General features: G+C 39.9%; 17 protein-coding genes and 1 pseudogene. 8 read left to right on the top strand and 10 right to left on the bottom strand.

Annotated elements, in window-relative coordinates; translation table 11 throughout:
- Positions 1-121 (top strand): annotated as a pseudogene (locus I6E82_RS16710) (elongation factor Tu); the annotation flags it as partial.
- Between the two features lie 231 nt (positions 122-352).
- On the top strand, positions 353-985 hold the full coding sequence (locus tag I6E82_RS16705) for a hypothetical protein (RefSeq protein ID WP_165723058.1): 633 nt from the start codon (positions 353-355) through the stop codon (positions 983-985).
- A gap of 77 nt (positions 986-1,062) precedes the next feature.
- Here the strand turns inward: I6E82_RS16705 and I6E82_RS16700 are convergent, their stop codons facing one another.
- The 5 genes from I6E82_RS16700 to I6E82_RS16680 form a co-directional block, all read right to left on the bottom strand.
- Positions 1,063-2,259 (bottom strand): dipeptidase, encoded by a 1,197-nt coding sequence (locus tag I6E82_RS16700; protein ID WP_197118322.1) that lies wholly within the window; start codon positions 2,257-2,259, stop codon positions 1,063-1,065.
- 64 nt (positions 2,260-2,323) lie between these two features.
- Positions 2,324-2,578, bottom strand: coding sequence for a YheU family protein (locus I6E82_RS16695; protein WP_007582257.1), 255 nt, complete (start codon positions 2,576-2,578; stop codon positions 2,324-2,326).
- On the bottom strand, positions 2,575-3,567 hold the full coding sequence (locus tag I6E82_RS16690) for a hydrolase (protein ID WP_197118321.1): 993 nt from the start codon (positions 3,565-3,567) through the stop codon (positions 2,575-2,577). The genes I6E82_RS16695 and I6E82_RS16690 overlap by 4 nt, the downstream gene beginning before the upstream one ends.
- A gap of 538 nt (positions 3,568-4,105) precedes the next feature.
- Positions 4,106-4,528: a TIGR02444 family protein gene (locus tag I6E82_RS16685; RefSeq protein WP_197118320.1), complete on the bottom strand. Its 423-nt coding sequence runs from the start codon at positions 4,526-4,528 to the stop codon at positions 4,106-4,108.
- Positions 4,512-6,434: an ATP-binding cassette domain-containing protein gene (locus I6E82_RS16680; RefSeq protein ID WP_197118319.1), complete on the bottom strand. Its 1,923-nt coding sequence runs from the start codon at positions 6,432-6,434 to the stop codon at positions 4,512-4,514. The genes I6E82_RS16685 and I6E82_RS16680 overlap by 17 nt, the downstream gene beginning before the upstream one ends.
- Positions 6,435-6,566: 132 nt before the next feature.
- Here I6E82_RS16680 and I6E82_RS16675 point away from each other — a divergent pair, with 132 nt between their 5' ends.
- On the top strand, positions 6,567-6,770 hold the full coding sequence (locus I6E82_RS16675; protein ID WP_007378899.1) for a YheV family putative zinc ribbon protein: 204 nt from the start codon (positions 6,567-6,569) through the stop codon (positions 6,768-6,770).
- Positions 6,771-6,802: 32 nt separating this feature from the next.
- On the opposite strand, the gene I6E82_RS16670 is transcribed toward I6E82_RS16675, so the two are convergent.
- Both I6E82_RS16670 and I6E82_RS16665 read right to left on the bottom strand, forming a co-directional pair.
- Positions 6,803-7,018, bottom strand: coding sequence for a SlyX family protein (locus tag I6E82_RS16670; RefSeq protein ID WP_007378900.1), 216 nt, complete (start codon positions 7,016-7,018; stop codon positions 6,803-6,805).
- Positions 7,005-8,003 (bottom strand): WD40 repeat domain-containing protein, encoded by a 999-nt coding sequence (locus I6E82_RS16665; RefSeq protein WP_101216799.1) that lies wholly within the window; start codon positions 8,001-8,003, stop codon positions 7,005-7,007. The genes I6E82_RS16670 and I6E82_RS16665 overlap by 14 nt, the downstream gene beginning before the upstream one ends.
- Positions 8,004-8,218: 215 nt before the next feature.
- On the opposite strand from I6E82_RS16665, the gene fkpA reads away from it, so the two are divergent.
- On the top strand, positions 8,219-8,965 hold the full coding sequence (gene fkpA, locus I6E82_RS16660) for an FKBP-type peptidyl-prolyl cis-trans isomerase (RefSeq protein ID WP_007582243.1): 747 nt from the start codon (positions 8,219-8,221) through the stop codon (positions 8,963-8,965).
- Between the two features lie 65 nt (positions 8,966-9,030).
- Here the strand turns inward: fkpA and I6E82_RS16655 are convergent, their stop codons facing one another.
- The gene (locus tag I6E82_RS16655) at positions 9,031-9,501 is read right to left on the bottom strand and encodes an Rsd/AlgQ family anti-sigma factor (RefSeq protein ID WP_007582240.1); all 471 of its coding nucleotides are present in this window, start codon (positions 9,499-9,501) and stop codon (positions 9,031-9,033) included.
- Positions 9,502-10,031: 530 nt separating this feature from the next.
- Between I6E82_RS16655 and hemE the strand changes: the two genes are divergently transcribed.
- Complete coding sequence (gene hemE / locus I6E82_RS16650) at positions 10,032-11,096, top strand: uroporphyrinogen decarboxylase (protein WP_002961084.1); 1,065 nt, start codon at positions 10,032-10,034, stop codon at positions 11,094-11,096.
- A 269-nt stretch (positions 11,097-11,365) separates the two neighbouring features.
- Here hemE and sthA read toward each other — a convergent pair whose 3' ends face one another.
- Together sthA and I6E82_RS16640 are read right to left on the bottom strand one after the other, a co-directional pair.
- On the bottom strand, positions 11,366-12,796 hold the full coding sequence (gene sthA / locus I6E82_RS16645; RefSeq protein WP_007582237.1) for a Si-specific NAD(P)(+) transhydrogenase: 1,431 nt from the start codon (positions 12,794-12,796) through the stop codon (positions 11,366-11,368).
- 13 nt (positions 12,797-12,809) lie between these two features.
- Complete coding sequence (locus I6E82_RS16640; RefSeq protein ID WP_024589509.1) at positions 12,810-13,943, bottom strand: acyl-CoA desaturase; 1,134 nt, start codon at positions 13,941-13,943, stop codon at positions 12,810-12,812.
- 126 nt (positions 13,944-14,069) lie between these two features.
- Here I6E82_RS16640 and fabR point away from each other — a divergent pair, with 126 nt between their 5' ends.
- The 3 genes from fabR to leuB all read left to right on the top strand — a co-directional run bounded on the left by fabR (position 14,070) and on the right by leuB (position 17,725).
- A complete protein-coding gene (gene fabR / locus I6E82_RS16635; RefSeq protein WP_010555448.1) occupies positions 14,070-14,693 on the top strand; it encodes an HTH-type transcriptional repressor FabR in 624 nt (207 codons plus the stop codon).
- 405 nt (positions 14,694-15,098) lie between these two features.
- Positions 15,099-16,652, top strand: a complete 1,554-nt coding sequence (leuA, locus tag I6E82_RS16630) for a 2-isopropylmalate synthase (RefSeq protein ID WP_008171909.1) — start codon at positions 15,099-15,101, stop codon at positions 16,650-16,652.
- The gene (gene leuB, locus I6E82_RS16625; protein WP_007582207.1) at positions 16,649-17,725 is read left to right on the top strand and encodes a 3-isopropylmalate dehydrogenase; all 1,077 of its coding nucleotides are present in this window, start codon (positions 16,649-16,651) and stop codon (positions 17,723-17,725) included. The genes leuA and leuB overlap by 4 nt, the downstream gene beginning before the upstream one ends.
- The last annotated feature ends 18 nt before the right edge of the window (positions 17,726-17,743 follow it).

The raw sequence follows: 17,743 nt of genomic DNA, 5'->3' as shown, positions 1-17,743 counted from the left end.
TAACATCAAGATGACAGTAACTCTAATCGCACCAATCGCGATGGATGAAGGTCTTCGTTTTGCTATCCGTGAAGGTGGTCGTACTGTAGGTGCTGGTGTTGTAGCAACTATCGTAGCGTAACAATTAACGTTAAAGTTAATTGTTAGAAAAAGGTCACTCAGGTGGCCTTTTTTAATGCCTGAAGAAAAGTGATTTGCTCCTAGGTATAGCATTATTGCCATAGCTTGGGTTGAGTTTTACGAAACCTGAGGGAAAGTTCTTTGTGGTATTATTTGCCAAATAAGGCGGCTTTGGGCATCCTAAAAAAGCTTTTAGAGTAAAGCTGTGTCAATAAAATAAAAAGGAATTAATTTGGACTCTTTTTTTAACTACCTTGAAAAAATAGATAAAAGATATCCTGCCTGGGACTTATCACTGTTTTTTATATTAATTTATTTACCAATATTACAGAGGGTTTATATGGAATTAAGTATTGTAGAAATAGTGACTTGCTCTACAGCAATTGTCACTTTGTTTATTGCTATCCTTACTTGGCAAATTGCCAAAAACTCGCTAAAAGTAGCTAAAGAATCCAATAACTTTGCCAAATTTCAATTAACAGAAAGGCTTTCATTAAAACTTTATGAGTTGAAGGATCTTATAGATAAAGAAAATGGATCGAGACTTTGGACTGATTTTTTATCTAATGGAAGAATATCCAAAGAGTATGAAAATTTGCTTTATATAATTAAAGATAATGCCAGAGCCAATAATGTATTGAGTGAAAAGCAATCAAACGATTTAGTTAATATATATGAATTTTTTATAGATAAGCCAAATAAAAAAATAGAGCTAGGAGAAGGAAAGCTAAATCCTAAAGATATCTTAAGAGAATATAAAGAAGAGAGAAAGAAAGAGGAACCTAATGATGAAGAAGCAGAACATGCACATAATATTATATACGATATTATAAATAACACTTTAATAAAGCTAAAGCTGCCATAGCATTAGTCATATAAACACGGCCAAGACCGCGTTTATAATATTAGGTGTATTAGGTCATTTTGCTTACAGCTAAAATTTTAGTGCTTTTTCGCATACTCTTCAGCTTGTTTTAAAACTCTTAATAAATTACCGCTAAGAATCTTTTTAATATCTTTGTCGCTGTAATCTCTGTCCATTAAACCTTGAACAAGATTAGGGTAGCTAGATACATCTTTTAAACCGATAGGTAATGAATCGCCAACTCCATCATAATCAGAGCCAATACCTACATAATCAATACCAATTAGCTCAACTACGTGATCAATATGGTCAAGCACCTGCTCAAGACTTGCAAATGGATACGGGTTTTTAGCGCGGTACGCAGCATCAAAATCTTTGCTTAATTTAGTGCCGTCTTTTTTAACGGACTCTTTTGTGCTTTTTAACTGCTTGCCCCAACTGCCTGCTTTAGCGGTAACAAAGCTTGAGCCAAAGTTAATTTGAATAACGCCGCCATTTTCTTTAAGTGCCAATAGCATATCGTCATTCATATTACGCTCAAAGCCAGGCGTGTATTTACGAAGTGATGAATGTGAGGCAATTACGGGTGCTTTAGATAGATCCATAACCTGATAAAACGCATCATCAGAAATATGCGATACATCGATTAGCATACCAATATTATTCATTTCAGTGACAAGCTCTTTACCAAATGGGCTTAAGCCTTTCCATTTACGGCGTATATCGTAAGACGAATCCGAAATATGGTTGCTTTGCGAGTGCGCTAGCGTAATGTAGCGAATGCCACGGTCGTAAAAGTGCTGAAGGTTTTTCATATCCCCTTCAATAGGAGAGCCGTTTTCCATACCCATGGCTATAGAAAGCTTACCTTGTTTAAATTGCTCTTCTATATCAGTACTTGAGCTAGCAATAGCAAACTTATCGGGTGCGCGCTGGGCTATGGCTTCCATACTATCAATCATTTGATTGGCTAGCTGGTAGCTTTTTCCTTTACCTTCAAATTCCAAATGCGCAGGAATATAAATCGACATAAACGGTGCGTTTAAACCGCCTTTTACAGCGCGAGGGTAGTCAAAATCGCCATCAGTTGTCGCTTTAGTTACATCAACCCAGCTTTCGTGAATTCGATAAGGTACATCGATATGGGTATCAATTAAAATGGTGTCTTTAGCGAGTTTAATTGCCTTGTCAGATGCTGTTATTGTTTGTTCTGCTTGGGCTTGGCTAGTTAAAGCTAGTGATATGGCTACCACTAGAGTGCTGAGTTTTATCATGTTTTGGCTCTTTGGGTAAAAAGCCATTGTGTACGTTCAATTCAAAAGTTACAAGTACTACACCTTAATCAAACGCCTCTGCTTGATGCTCTTCACTTTGCAGCGCTTTAAATTCGCCCTTAGAAATAATAGTAACTGACTCATGTAATTCAGAGAAAAACACCATCGCTTCGCCATTTTTAAGCTGTAGCTTAACTTGGTTAACTTTAGATTCGATGCTTGCTTCTACTTCGCCATAATCGGTGCCTTCGCGCAGTACATAGCTTTCTATTAGGTTGTATAGTGTATCTTTATCGAGTTGTTCAAAAGGGATAATCATAATTGCTCTTTGTTTGCGTTGCCTAAAACATGTTGCCCAAAATAGCATGGCACGGCTTTCTCTAACCAAAATATAGGCTTAAACGGATTTTTACCGCTAATAAAACCAACGTGTCCGCCTTTGTCAGAGATGCGCAGCGTAACATGCTCACTTACGTCTTGCCTACTTGGTACGGCCTTAATTGAGAGCATAGGGTCGTCTTTGGCATGAATAATAAGTGTAGGTATAGCGATATCTTTTAAGTACGGCATTGCACTGGCTTTGCGATAGTAATCATGTGCGTTTTCAAAACCATGCAGAGGGGCTGTTAACTGATTATCAAACTCTAATAAATCGTCAATTTTCATTAACTGTTTTGGTGTTAGTGAAATTTGCTGCTTAATTTGTGGCAGCTTTCGCTGCATTGATTTTTTCATGCGATCGAGCAGATATTTTTGGTAAATTTTACCTAAGCTTTTACGAATAACATCGCTTGATGACGACAAATCATAAGGAGCAGATACCACCGCTGCAGCACTTAGTGGGCATGCTTGTGATTGTTCACCTAAGTATTTGGCCAGTACGTTACCGCCTAACGAAAAACCTACAGCGACCATAGTGCGCCCAGGAAACTGCAGCTTTAAGTGATTTATAAAAAAGGCTAAATCGGCGGTGTCACCGCTGTGATAAGCGCGAGGTAGGCGATTGACTTCAGTTGAGCAATTTCTAAAGTGCATAAGCACAACTGCATAACCTTGCTTTTTTAACGCCTTCATCATGCCTTTGGCATAAAAGCTATTTATATTGCCTTCAAGGCCATGTAAAACAACGGCAAGTGGAGCGGTTTCGTTATGTGGAAGTGACCATGCGAGCTCAATAAAATCACCATCAGGTGTATCAAGTTGCTCAAGTTCGTAGCGAGTGTGGTGAAATGGGCGGAAAAAACGCGGCATTATGGTTTGAACGTGACGATTGGTCATCCACCATGCTGGTTTGAACTGAGAGATCATGTTTGTACTACGCACTTTGTATTAAACGAAAAGCTAGTGTACCAAATTTTTCGCTTCAGAAAATAAAAAGCGCCTAACTAGTAAACTAATAAGGCGCTTTAGTGCGTCGTGCTTAATTTTGTTCGGGGATCTCTGCATCATGTATTTTTTTCAAAAAGAAAAAAGCAAAAAATATACACAAAGAAACAACGATGGTTAAAAACCCAAAAGACATAAATAAAACTGGATCTGTAAAAAAGTCTCTAAAGAATACGTTCATGAGTTGTTCCCCTCGTTGTTGATGGGTTAATCATAGGTGGTGTTTGCAGGTCGCAACGTGATCGAGATCAAGTTATTTACATAAGCAGATATAGGGGTGAAGCTAAGTTGATTTAGATCATGCTTTAAGGGCTACTAAGTTATTACCACTGAGAGCTAAGAGAGTTTTTCACTTTACCTAAAAGCGTAGCGCTTTAAACTTTTTTGAGTAAACCACTTAAAGATTTTTTGCACAAAGAGAAAAGAATGAGAAGTAAATGAGGGTATAAAAAGTAGCAGCCTAAGTGGCTTTCATATATAGCTTAATATTGTTTGGTTCTGCATGCTCGATTAATTCCAACTCATTTACTGCTTCAATCAACATATGTTGCTGTTGTTTTTCAAGCTTTAGCTCAGTGCTTAGTAACTCTGCGCGTATTGTGGCGTAATCACTTATTGTATTCTGGTTAGCTTTTAAATAGCTACGAGCAGCGCGCAGAGGTTGTAATGCGTGAGTATCAAACTCACTAATTGCGTCTATTAACTCATTTAACTGTTGGGCATTAACACTTAAATTTAATGAATCTAAATAAAGCAGTAATAAGCATAAATTAACGTTTTTTCCTTGCTGGTTTTGTAGTGCCAGCAAGGTTGTTTGTTGATCAGGCTTTGCGTACAAGGTGCACGCAAACTGCCAAAAATGGTCGCTATTGAGCAAGTTCATCGGCGAATGCCTGCTCTTTTTCTTCCATTTCTTCAAGTGCCATAAGTAGCTCTTCTTCAACGTCGTTAAGCTTAGGCGTAAGGGTTGCTTGCTTGGCTAATAACTCTTTAAGCTTGGCTTTGTTGTCGTCGTTGTACAGTTCGTTATCACCTAAGGTCACTTCAACTTCACTTAATTCGGCGGTAAATTTATCGAGTTGCTTTTCAAGCTTTTCAATTTGCTTTTTAAGTGGCTGAGTGGCTTTTCTAAACTCAGCCTCTAAGCGCTTTTGCTCCTTACGGTTAACACCTGGGTTTGCTTTAGGAACGTCGGTTTGCTGCGCTTTAACAGCTTCTTTATTCGCGTTAAGTAACCATTGATAATATGCATCTAAGTCGTAGCCAAACTGAGTTACTTTGCCGTCATCTACTAAGTAAAACTCATCGGCAGTATTTTTAAGCATATGGCGATCATGCGATACGGTAACCATAGCGCCTTCAAAGCCTTGTAGTGCCATAACAAGTGCATGGCGCATTTCTAAATCAAGGTGGTTGGTTGGCTCATCCAGTAATAATAAGTTTGGCTTTTGATATACCAACATGGCAAGCACTAAACGTGCTTTTTCGCCGCCCGAAAATGGGGCTACAGGCTCAAGTGCTTTATCGCCAATGAAGGCAAAGCCGCCTAAAAAGTCACGTAGTGATTGTTCAGTAGCTTTTGGGTCTAGTCGTTGTATGTGCGTTATTGCACTGGCTTTTAAATCAAGAGATTCAAGCTGATGCTGCGCAAAGTAACCAATATTTAATCCGTGATGCTGAATAACTTCGCCCGCTTGCGGCTCTAAATCACCAGAAAGCAGTTTAATTAACGTTGATTTACCCGCGCCATTTCGACCAAGTAAAGCAATTCGGCTACCTGGTACAAGATTTAGCTCTATATTATTTAAAATAGTGACGTCACCATAACCCGCTTTGGCTTTATCTATTGTCATTAGTGGGTTTGGTAATGCTTTTGGCTCTGCAAACTCAAAGTTAAATGGCGAGTCGGCATGTGCTGGCGCTAGTTTTTCCATGCGTTCCAGTGCTTTTACACGGCTTTGTGCTTGTTTAGCTTTACTGGCTTTTGCTTTAAAGCGCGTTATAAATTGCTCTAAGTGTGCAATTTGATCTTGCTGCTTATCAAACATTGCTTGTTGTTGTAGTAAACGCTCTGCTTTTTGGCGTTCAAACTGCGAGTAGTTACCTTTGTACACGTTGATAAGTTGCTTATCTACATGCCAAATTTGATCAACCACCGCATCTAAAAACTCACGGTCATGCGATATAAGTACAAGGGTGCCGGTATAAGCACGTAAAAAGCGTTCAAGCCAATAAACGGCATCTAAATCAAGGTGGTTTGTTGGCTCATCGAGTAATAGTAAATCGGCGTCGCGTATTAATGCTTGGGCAAGGTTTAAACGCATACGCCAACCACCCGAAAACGAGCTGACAGGGTTTTCTATTAGGTTATTGGCAAAGCCTAGACCATGTAATAGCTCACCTGCGGTTGATTCAATGCTATAGCCTTTAATGTTTTCAAGCTGAATATGTACTTTGGCTTGTGTGTCGCCATCGTTGTTTTTCTCGGCCTCACGCAGTGCTATGCGCATTGAGTAGTATTCTGGGTGGCCTTGAAGTACATAATCAATCGCGCTTATTTCAAGTGCAGGTGTCTCTTGCTTAACAGAGGCAATAGACCAATCTTTTGGAATGCTGCAGTTACCGGCATCTAGTTGTAGTTCTGATTTTAGTAAACCAAATAACGTTGATTTTCCACAGCCATTAGCGCCAACAAGGCCTACTTTGTGTTCTGGGAATAATGTAGCTGATGCGTTTTTTAATAAGGCTTTACCGCCACGAAGTAGTTCTATTTCTGAGATTTGGATCATGAATGCGTTACTTTGCTGTGCCCTTGTTAAGTTGGCGCTATCATAACATAGAACTTAATGCTCTTATCAAGCGTATCAACAAGTGAAGTTATACGATAAAATGACAGCAGTTCAAACCACAGGAAAAATGTTGTGAGACAAAAGAAGCGATTTATTGCTGGTGCATCGTGCCCTGACTGCAAAGCCATGGATACTATGATGCTATACAGAGAACATGATGTTGAAAAAGTAGAGTGTGTTGAGTGTGGTCATAAAATGGCGCAACCCGATAACGCTGTTCAGGCGTCTACTCGCCAATTTGAACAAGTAATTGGTGTATTTAAACCGGGCGACTAACCCGGTTTTTTATTGCCTAATTTTTACCGGTTTTAGTAATGCGGTGGAGGCGGCTCAGGTGCTTCAGACATCATAGACGATGATGACTGCGACTCTTTAATCTTCTCTGCTAGCAGCTCAGTTTGGCGTTTCATTTTTGCTAACAGTTGCTGGTGCACTTTTATTTCATCATTTAAGACTTCAATTGTTTCGTCTTGAAAAGCCACTTTGGCTTCAAGTTCCATTAAGCGATGTTCAATTGTGTTCATTATTCTCTCGTATAATAAATCGCTCTGCGATACCGCTGGAGCTTTCGGTTAACAACGACTTACCGTTATCTGTAAATGTCACATCTAGTACCACCGCAGATTTAGGCTTACTGCCTTCGCGCGGGGTAACCTGCCAAGTTTGAATTTTTTCACCGCTTGGTATTTGCCACAAATCTACGCGCTTATTTGGCGAGCCGGTTGCAAGCAAAGTGCCTTGTTCGTTAAAGCGCACAGCAGTAAAAATTTTCTGACGCGCAATATACTTCAGTTTACTCACAAGATCACCTGTAGTCAGCTTCCATACATTTGCTTGTGCCATACTATCGGCCGTAAACGCATAGCGACCTTGTGGATCGAGCGTCACTTGGGTAACACGCGTTGGGTGATTAAAACGATGAATTACTTGCCCTGTACGTGTATCCCAAAAGTAAGCAACATAATCGTTAGAACCACTTAAGGCGTAGCGTCCGTTAGGTGATAGGTCAACGGTGTTAACTTTATCTTGATGACCTAAAAACTCAATACGACGTCCGGTTTCTAGGTTTACAAATACGACAACGCCGTCGCTACGGCCGTATAAAACACTACGGCCTTGATTGCTAATAGCAATATCGCGAATACTGGCTTTTTGTATTTTGTAATAACCTTTATTTTTGCCTGTGGCTATATCCCACACAGCAAACGTGGTTTTTTCGGCGGTAACAGCCACGCTGTTATCAAAAGCAATAGCAACGGCGTATACCAAACTGTCTTGATCTTGCTGCTGAAACCATTGGTATTTTAGTACCTGCTGTTGATTATCCCACAGGGCGACCCCATGGTTGATAGAGGAGATCAAACTGTATTTACCATCGTTTGAAACTGTTGATGAAAACGCACCTTGTGCAGCATGTTCGTAACTTGCTACAGCGTGTTGTTTTTTATCGGTACAGGCGATGGCTAAAAAACAGCTAAATACGATTAAAAAAGTACGAAATATCGACATATTACAGGTATTTCCCCTTAACTCTTAGTGACTGAGAGGTTAGACTAGGACGCGTTAAATGCCTAGGTTGTTTGTCTAATCACTGGATATGTTTTTAGTTTAGCTAACAATGTGGAATTTAGTCATTAAACAAGCAGCCTATCATGTGGGCCGTTAATCTTTAACTAGTAATAATACATTAAAATGACAACTGCAAAGTGTGTCGGAGATTTAAAATGAAAAAGACGATTAGATTGTCATTGATTGCAGCGTCAGTTTTAGCGCTTACAGCTTGTAATCAAGAAGCAAAAAAAGAACAAGCTGAAGTTAAATTAGACACTGTAGAACAGCAACAAGCATACGGTATTGGTGCATCTGTAGGTAACTTTTTAAATAAAGACTTAGCAGACAAAACAGAAATTGGTATTGAACTAGACCAAGCACTTCTAATCCGTGGTTTTGAAGATGCACTTGCTGGTAATGCAAAAATTGACGAAGAAAAAATTCGCGAAGTATTAACTGAACTAGATACATCAGTACGTACTAAGCAAGAAGAAAAAGCAAAAGTAGAGTCTGAAAAAAGCAAAGAAGCGGGTGTTAAATACCTAGCTGACAACGCTAAAAAAGAAGGCGTTACAGTAACTGAGTCTGGCCTGCAGTATGAAGTACTTAGCGAAGGCGATGGCGAAAAGCCAGTAGCAACAGACGTAGTTAAAGTACACTACAAAGGTACTTTATTAGACGGTACTGAGTTTGATAGCTCATATGCACGTAACGAACCTACAACTTTCCCTCTTAACCGCGTAATTGCTGGTTGGACTGAAGGTTTACAACTTATGTCAGTGGGTTCTAAGTACAAGTTCACTATTCCTTCAGAACTTGCTTACGGCGACCGTGACTTAGGTAAGATTCCAGCTAATTCAACACTTGTATTTGAAGTTGAATTACTTGAAATTCAAAATGAAGAAGCACCAGCACAATAATAAGCTTATTGTGTAAATGCAAAAAGGGACCTTAGGTCCCTTTTTTAATATGCGTAAATAACATATTAGTTTGCGTGATTAGAAAACAAGTTATCAATAAGCTCATCTTCAAGTGCAAAGCGTGCTTCTAATGCCTCACCAATAACAGACAAGTCATCATCAAAACCCTTTAACAAGTCTTCTTTGTCTACTTCAGCGTACTTATCATTAAAATCTAACGCTATGTCGGTTGTACTGGAAATACGCGGGTAAATAGAGTTTGCAAGCTCTTGGCTCTGTAAGCCCTTTTTTTCACATGCTTTTGCTATATCGTCATACACTTCAAAATGGCCCGCAGATAGGTAATCCATTAAAAGTTGGCAAAATGATTCAATTAGTTTTGGCTCTGGCAATGCTTGATCTTGTTTTTCGTACGGCGTAAAACCTGCAATTTTGCAATAAAGTACAATAAGGTCTTGGCGTTCGTTTAGCCATTTATCAATTACTGTGTGGCTACCACCCCATTTTTGTTGAGCTTTTTCTACACGCGTCAGCATAACTGTTCTCCTAGCTGGGTTGGTCTTTCAATTAGAATATAATAAGTTTATGTACATCAAGATATATTTAATTTGCGCGTATATCAACAAGTAAAGTTGAGCTACTTTGAGGGGTGTACCTTTTTATATAATCTAAGGCGAGAGATTTTATTTTAGGCAAGAAAAAACCACCAGTTACGGTGGTCTAATTTCTTTCAGTGACTTGTTATAACAAGCTTTCTTATTTTTATGAGATGATTTTTATTGTTATTATTTTAAAACATTTATTTTTATTGTTTTAAGATTTTTATTATTGTTTTTGTTAACGCGGGACAAACAATAACAAGGTTTTTGTAATGTTGCAAACATATTAATAAAAAGTTTTAAATGTTATTCTTTTTTGCTTGTTTTATAATCAAAATGGATTAAAGCACGCCATTATATTGATCTGCCTCTAGGTAAAGCTGTTTTCGTCCCTAAGCAATAGAGGGTCGGAGAATATGGTGGTACAATCTTGCACAATTTATACAAGTCTTAGGATCATTTACGCCATGAGCGAATTAAAAAACGACCGTTATTTACGTGCACTTGCAAAACAACCTGTTGATGTAACTCCGGTATGGATGATGCGCCAAGCAGGACGCTATTTACCAGAGTATCGCGCTACACGTGCACAAGCGGGCGATTTTATGAGCCTGTGCCGTAATGCTGAGCTTGCATGTGAAGTAACACTGCAGCCACTACGTCGCTACCCGTTAGATGCCGCTATATTATTTAGTGATATTTTAACGATTCCAGATGCGATGGGTTTAGGTCTTTACTTTGAAACTGGCGAAGGCCCTAAGTTTGAACGTCCTATTTCATCACTTGCTGATGTTAAAAAAATTCCAAAGTTAGACCCTACAGACGAGCTTGGCTACGTAATGAACGCAGTAAGCACTATTCGTCGTGAACTTAAAGGTGAAGTACCGCTTATTGGTTTTTCTGGTTCACCTTGGACGCTAGCAACTTATATGGTTGAAGGCGGTAGCAGCAAAGTATTTGGTAAAATCAAAAAAATGGCGTTTGCAGAGCCGCAAACACTTCATTTATTACTCGATAAGTTAGCTGACTCAGTTATTGATTATTTAAATGCTCAAATTAAAGCTGGCGCGCAATCGCTAATGGTATTTGACTCATGGGGTGGTGTATTAAGCCCGCGCGATTACAACGAATTTTCACTGCAATATATGCATAAAATTGTAGATGGCTTAATTCGTGAATACGATGGTCGTAAAGTACCGGTTACTTTGTTCACTAAAAATGGTGGTCAATGGATTGAAGCTATTGCAGCAACAGGTTGTGATGCAATTGGTCTTGATTGGACTATTAATATTAGCGACGCTAAACGCCGTGTGGGTGATAAAGTAGCTCTACAAGGTAATATGGACCCATCTATGTTACACGGTACACCAGAGCGTATTCGCCAAGAAGTAGGCACTATTTTAGAAGACTTCGGTACAGGCAATGGCCACGTGTTTAACTTAGGCCACGGTATTACACCAGATGTAGACCCTGAAAATGCTGGTGTATTCATTAATGCAGTACATGAGCTAAGTGCTAAGTACCATAAGTAATAGCTACTTAAATAAACTTTAAAACTGTTTAAAAGTAAAAAACCCGCTAAGTTGCGGGTTTTTTGTTACCTATTTATAAAGGCTTTTAAAACTACTTATACCAATTCGCTTAATTAAGTGATCTATTTTGAGGGAAGAAAATCGTGTCGATAACAAGGCAAAAATTTCGTTATTTAGTGTTCTATATCAGAAATTTTTAACGTAGTTAACGTCAGATTTAACCCCTCAAATTGATTAAGTATTATTGCGGATTGGTATTATTTAAGCAGTTATTTAAATAAGCGATTTAAACCATTTAATGCCGCAACACGGTAGGCTTCAGCCATGGTTGGGTAGTTAAATGTGGTATTTACAAAGTAGTCGATATTATTGCCACCATTTTTTTGTTCCATAATAGCTTGGCCAATGTGAACAATTTCAGATGCACGCTCGCCAAAACAATGTACGCCAAGTACTTCTTTGGTTTCAGTGTGGAATAATATTTTTAAACTACCTACTTCAGTACCAGCAATTTGCGCACGTGCCAAATGCTTAAACTGAGCACGGCCAACTTCATATGGTACTTTAGCGGCTGTAAGTTCTTGCTCTGTTTTACCTACTGAGCTCATTTCTGGAATGGTATAAATACCAGCCGGAATATCAACAATCAGTCTGTCATCGCAGTTACCACATGCAATTGCATCAGCAGCTATGCGACCTTGGTCAAACGCAGCACTAGCAAGGCTTGGATAGCCAATTACATCACCTACAGCGTAAACGTTATCAACTTCTGTTTGATATGTTTCGTTAACTTTTAATTGGCCACGGCTATCGGCTTTTAAACCAATGGCTTCAAGGTTTAATGTATCAGTGTTACCAGTACGGCCATTAGCAAATAAAATACAGTCAGCTTTTACGCGTTTGCCTGATTTTAAATGCATAATAACGCAGTCGTCACGGGTCTCTATTCGGTCAAACTCTTCGTTATGACGAATAACAATACCGCTGTTCCAAAAGTGATAGCTAAGCGCGTCAGATATTTCAGCATCCATAAAAGCAAGCAAGCGGTCACGTGTATTAACTAAATCAACTTTAGCGCCTAAACCTTTAAATATAGAAGCGTACTCACAACCAATTACACCAGCGCCGTATATAAGTACGCGGTGAGGGTCGTGTTTAAGACCTAAAATAGTGTCGCTTTCGTAAATACGAGAATGCGTAAAATCTACCTCTGGTGGGCGATAAGGGCGCGAACCCGTTGCTATAACAATCGTTTTAGCAGTCAGTCGCTCAGTTGAACCATCATTTCTTTTTACTTCAATTGTGTGCTTATCTACAAAGCTCGCATCACCTTGAAACATATGAATGCGGTTACGATCGTAAAAGCTACTACGTAAATTGGATTGCTTAGAAATAACAGAACTTGCGTGACGTAAAATATCAGGAAATGTTAAGCGGCTAGGGCGCTCACCAACATTAAATAACGGATTTGCTTTGTATTCAATATAGCGGCTAACAGAGTGGCGAAGCGCTTTTGAAGGAATTGTTCCCCAATGTACACAACCGCCACCAACTGACTCTTGGCGTTCAATAACCGCTACTTTTTTGTCGTTTTTTGAAAGGTTCATGGCGGTACCTTCACCGCCAGGACCCGTGCCAATAATTATTGCATCATATTGGTATGTCACGGGTACTTTTTTTTGTTCTGGTTGTTTGGCCACAGCCACTCCTAAATTAATTAAAAGAGGCTTTTAATAACCTCGCATTAAGTGCTAGCCATGCCTGTTTTTGATTTTCCCAGGCGGCTTCCAACTCATGGTATTGTGCCATTAATGCTGAGCGTTCACACTGCTTTGCCATGTTATTTTTTTTAACTTCTAACACTTGTTTTTGTAGTGAACAATAATTTTGCAGTTTTTTCAGCAGTAAATCGTACTCTTGTTGTAATAATGTAATCTTATCTTGTGCTAAAGGCAATTTTGCAAGACGCGTTTGCGTTTTGCTCATTAGCGTTTCGGCCTTTGCTTTTTCGATACGTTCAACAGGTGTACGCTTCAATTTATTAGCTAAACCAACAGCTGCTAAAGAGCGGATCATCCATTTTGTTGGATCGTAATGAAACCATTTAATACCGTTACGGTAGTCGCTTGCAAATATATGGTGGAAGTTGTGATACCCCTCACCGTATGTAAATAACGCTAAAAAGCCGTTATCGCGTGCCGTATTTTTTTCGGTGTATGGGCGAGAGCCCCAAATATGTGCAACCGAATTTATAAAAAAGGTAAAGTGTTGGCTTAGTACTAAGCGTAGTAAACCTGCAAGAATTAACATACCCCACACATCACCAACTAATAAACCAAGTGCAAGAGGCAAACCTACGTTCATAGCAATAGCTAGTTTTAAGTAGTGCTTATGTTGCCACATAACGACTTTATTTCGTTGTAAATCACGACAATTACTATAGTCGTTGTAGCTATCGCCTTGGTAGTCACGTAACATCCAGCCGATATGGCTATACCAAAAACCATTGGTAGCCGCGTAAGGGTCTTTTATTGGGTCGTCAACTTGACCGTGATGTATACGGTGATCGCTACTCCAATGCAAAGCACTGTTTTGTAGTGCAAAAGCACCGCCAAGCGCAAAAATAAATTCAACAGCAGGGTGTGCGTTATAGGTTTTATGTGCCCATAATCGATGGTAGCCGGCAGTAATTGATAAGCCTGCATAAAACATGCAGCCAACAAAAGCAATCCAATGCGCGCTGGTAAATCCGTAGCTAATGGCGTACCAAGGTACAAGTGTGGCAGCCGCCAAAAAGGTTAGGCTAAAAAATAGGACGTTTGTCCAAATAATCGGTGGTTTATTCATAATTCTCAATCTCAGCGTACAACTGTAAGCTAAAATAGTATTTCAAACTCTCGTCGTCAAGTATTAGACTGTACAATTGAGCTAATATCACTAAATATTCATATAAAATAATTCAGGGAGCTGTTGATGTCGGGTGTTAGAGCGCAACAGAAACAAAAAACACGACAGGCGTTAATTCAAGCGGCATTTAATCAGCTGAGTGCTGATCATAGTTTTTCGAATTTAAGTTTACGCGAAGTAGCACGAGAAGCTGGTATTGCCCCAACTTCTTTTTATCGTCATTTTAAAGACATGGATGAGCTAGGTTTAACCATGGTAGACGAAGCCGGTTTAACTCTTCGCCAACTAATGCGTCAAGCACGCAGACGAATAGCAAACGATGGCGGCAGTGTTATAAATACCTCAGTGGTTACTTTTATGGAGTTTATTGATAACTCAAGTAACCAATTTAGGTTGTTGCTGCGAGAACGCTCAGGGACTTCTAAAGCATTTAGAGCCGCTGTAGCCCGCGAGGTAAAACATTTTATTTTAGAGCTGGCTCATTATTTAGAAAGTGAAACTAAATGTAATGCTATGCATGCCTATATTCAGGCGGAATCTATGGTAACGCTCGTATTTAATGCGGGTGCAGAAGCGCTCGATATAGAAGGGTTGCAACGCGACGAATTGATTGAGCGCGTTATTTGGCAGCTGCGTTATATTACTCGTGGAGCCGGGCATTACGTAAGAGAAACGAATAAAGAAGCATAGCTTAAAAAAATTGTAAAAAGTTAATATAAGCACGGTATATTGCAGTGCATATTAATTTAAGCGTCACTAGTCACGAATTTGTTATTTTAATTCCTTATAGGTACCTTGTTTGAATTAAAAAACCCAATTGAATCGTTTTTAAATCTGTTTTGTGGAATTTTTATGCTTGCTTCGATCGCTTTGTAATGTTAAAAATAGGCTTCACTGAACACACACACAAGAAAACAAGATGCATATTATTCGTTTAATTACACTAAAACTTAACCTCTTACTGCTATGGTCAGTGAGCGGGGATTAGTGTGTTTGCATCGAGTTGAACACTAAAAACCCCGCAATTGCGGGGTTTTTTTTATCTCGCGGCTGGGATTAATTGAAATTTGGGTAACATAGGAATGAGGGGCAGTTATGCAAGAGCAAGATAAAGTATGGATTTTTGATACCACCTTACGTGATGGCGAACAGGCGCTTAAAGCAAGCCTTACTGAAGATGATAAAATTCAATTAGCGCATACAATTAGCCGCTTGAATGTGGATGTGATGGAAGTGGGTTTTCCGGTTTCGAGCCCTGCTGATTTTCGCTCGGTGCAACGTATTGCAACCGAAGTAAAAGGCCCGATTATTTGTGGTTTAGCACGCTCAGTTGCTAAAGACATTGAAGCCTGTGGGGAAGCACTTCGCACAGCTCAGCAAAGCCGTATTCATACTTTTATTGCTACAAGCCCTTTGCACCTTGAACATAAATTACGTATGAGCTTAGACGATGCAACGGCAATGGCTGTTAAATCAATTAAATTGGCACGTAACTATACTGATGATGTTGAGTTTTCGTGTGAAGATGCCGGTCGTACGCCGCATTGGGATTTATGTAAAATTGTTGAGCAGGCCATTAATGCCGGAGCTTCAACTATTAACCTGCCAGACACCGTTGGTTTTGTAACGCCAGATGAGTACGCCGCGATGATCCGCCATTTAATGAATAACGTGCCAAATATTGATAAAGCGCGTTTAAGTGTGCATTGCCACAACGATTTAGGTTTAGCCGTAGCAAACTCAGTGGCTGCAGTGCAAGCCGGCGCACGTCAAATTGAGTGTACTATTAATGGCATTGGTGAGCGTGCTGGTAACTGCTCGCTTGAAGAAGTGGCGATGATCATGAAAATGCGCCACGACCACTTAAAAGTATACACCGATATTAAAAGTGAAGAAATTTACCGCGCATCTCGTCAAGTGGCTAAAATTTGTAATATGCCAGTACAACCAAATAAAGCGATTGTTGGCGAAAACGCCTTTGCACACAGCTCAGGCATTCACCAAGACGGTGTATTAAAAGCGCAAAATACTTATGAGATTATGTCGCCAGAAAGCGTGGGTGTGCCAAGCAACCAATTAAATATGACTTCGCGTTCGGGTCGTCATGTTATTGAGCATCGCTTAGAAGAGTTAGGCTATCAAAAATCTGATTACGATATGGATGGCTTATATAAAAGCTTTATTGAGTTGGCTGACCAAAAAGGCACCGTATACGATTACGACCTTGAGGCGATGATTTACTTTAATCAAATTAACGACAAAGACGAAAAATACCAATTAGAATTTGTTAACTCAGCCTCTAACTCACAATCGGTAGCAAGCTCTACTATTGGAATGCGCATTGATGGCGAAGCTAAACAAGAAGCCGCGACAGGTAATGGCCCAGTTGAAGCTTCGTTTGCAGCTATTGAGCGCTTAACCGGTATGAGCGTTGAAATGATTGAATATAACTTAGAAGCGACAGGCCAAGGTGCAAGCTCATTAGGCCAAGTAAATATTATAGCTAAATACGATGGCCGACCTTACCACGGTGCGGGCATTGCAGCGGATGTGGTTGAAGCGTCGGTACGCGCCATGATCCGTGTTTATAACTTAATTTATCGTGCACAAAAAGTGTCTGATTTAAAACAACAAAGGAAAGCAGGATGAGTAAAACAAACTACAGCGTTGCGGTATTAGCTGGCGACGGTATTGGTCCAGAAGTAATGGCAGCAGCAGAGCAAGTACTTGATGCTGTGAGCAATAAGTTTGGTTTTACCCTAAACCGCGAGCATTATGCAATTGGCGGCGCAGCCATTGACGAATTTGGTAAAGCATTACCAGAGAGCACGCTTACTGCGTGTGAAAACTCAGACGCTATTTTATTTGGTTCGGTAGGCGGTCCTAAATGGGAAAACTTACCACCAAACGAGCAGCCTGAGCGCGCATCGTTATTGCCTCTTCGTAAGCACTTTGGTTTGTTTTGTAATTTACGCCCTGCACAGTTATTACCTGCATTAAGTGCAGCATCGCCACTTCGCGCTGATATTAGTGAAAAAGGTTTTGATATTTTATGTGTGCGCGAACTAACTGGCGGCATTTACTTTGGTGAAAAAGGCCGCAGTGGTGAAGGCGCAGAAGAGTTTGCATTTGATACGCAAACATATTCACGAAAAGAAATTGAACGTATTGCACGCTTTGCTTTTGAAGCTGCAAAACTACGTAGTAACCATGTTACCTCTGTTGATAAAGCCAATGTATTAGCATCAAGCGTATTATGGCGCGAAGTAGTAACCGAAGTAAGCAAAGACTACCCAGAAGTAAGCTTAGATTACATTTACGTAGATAACGCCGCTATGCAGTTAGTTAAGCAGCCTAGCCAATTTGATGTATTACTTTGCGATAACTTATTTGGCGATATTTTGTCAGATGAGTGCGCCATGATCACAGGTTCAATGGGCTTATTACCATCGGCAAGTTTGAATCAATCAGGTTTTGGATTGTACGAGCCAGCAGGCGGTTCAGCACCAGATATTGCAGGTAAAGGCGTTGCAAACCCAATAGCACAAATTTTAAGTGCCGCATTAATGCTACGTTACTCGCTAGGGCAAGACGAAGCTGCTCGCACGATTGAAAAAGCAGTAGCAGAAGCCGTAGAAGCAGGCGTTGGTACACCAGATATATATCCAAATGCAGGTTACAGCACAAGCGATGTGGCAGCAGCCATCGTTTCACGCATTTAATAACATATTAAAGTTGCA

The organism is Pseudoalteromonas sp. NZS11 (assembly GCF_015864765.1).
Lineage (GTDB): Bacteria > Pseudomonadota > Gammaproteobacteria > Enterobacterales > Alteromonadaceae > Pseudoalteromonas > Pseudoalteromonas arctica.
The sequence above is the reverse complement of the archived record's forward strand: the minus strand, read 5'-3'. Positions and strand labels throughout refer to the sequence as shown.

Excerpts from the sequence above, each read along its gene's own strand:
- I6E82_RS16640 (WP_024589509.1), bottom strand. The coding sequence starts at position 13,943 with ATGAATAAACCACCGATTATTTGGACAAACGTCCTATTTTTTAGCCTA.
- I6E82_RS16685 (WP_197118320.1), bottom strand. The coding sequence starts at position 4,528 with ATGAACTTGCTCAATAGCGACCATTTTTGGCAGTTTGCGTGCACCTTG.
- I6E82_RS16665 (WP_101216799.1), bottom strand. The coding sequence starts at position 8,003 with ATGTCGATATTTCGTACTTTTTTAATCGTATTTAGCTGTTTTTTAGCC.
- leuA (WP_008171909.1), top strand. The coding sequence starts at position 15,099 with ATGCAAGAGCAAGATAAAGTATGGATTTTTGATACCACCTTACGTGAT.
- I6E82_RS16680 (WP_197118319.1), bottom strand. The coding sequence starts at position 6,434 with ATGATCCAAATCTCAGAAATAGAACTACTTCGTGGCGGTAAAGCCTTA.
- leuB (WP_007582207.1), top strand. The coding sequence starts at position 16,649 with ATGAGTAAAACAAACTACAGCGTTGCGGTATTAGCTGGCGACGGTATT.
- I6E82_RS16690 (WP_197118321.1), bottom strand. The coding sequence starts at position 3,567 with ATGATCTCTCAGTTCAAACCAGCATGGTGGATGACCAATCGTCACGTT.
- fkpA (WP_007582243.1), top strand. The coding sequence starts at position 8,219 with ATGAAAAAGACGATTAGATTGTCATTGATTGCAGCGTCAGTTTTAGCG.
- I6E82_RS16655 (WP_007582240.1), bottom strand. The coding sequence starts at position 9,501 with ATGCTGACGCGTGTAGAAAAAGCTCAACAAAAATGGGGTGGTAGCCAC.
- I6E82_RS16670 (WP_007378900.1), bottom strand. The coding sequence starts at position 7,018 with ATGAACACAATTGAACATCGCTTAATGGAACTTGAAGCCAAAGTGGCT.
- I6E82_RS16700 (WP_197118322.1), bottom strand. The coding sequence starts at position 2,259 with ATGATAAAACTCAGCACTCTAGTGGTAGCCATATCACTAGCTTTAACT.
- hemE (WP_002961084.1), top strand. The coding sequence starts at position 10,032 with ATGAGCGAATTAAAAAACGACCGTTATTTACGTGCACTTGCAAAACAA.
- I6E82_RS16695 (WP_007582257.1), bottom strand. The coding sequence starts at position 2,578 with ATGATTATCCCTTTTGAACAACTCGATAAAGATACACTATACAACCTA.
- fabR (WP_010555448.1), top strand. The coding sequence starts at position 14,070 with ATGTCGGGTGTTAGAGCGCAACAGAAACAAAAAACACGACAGGCGTTA.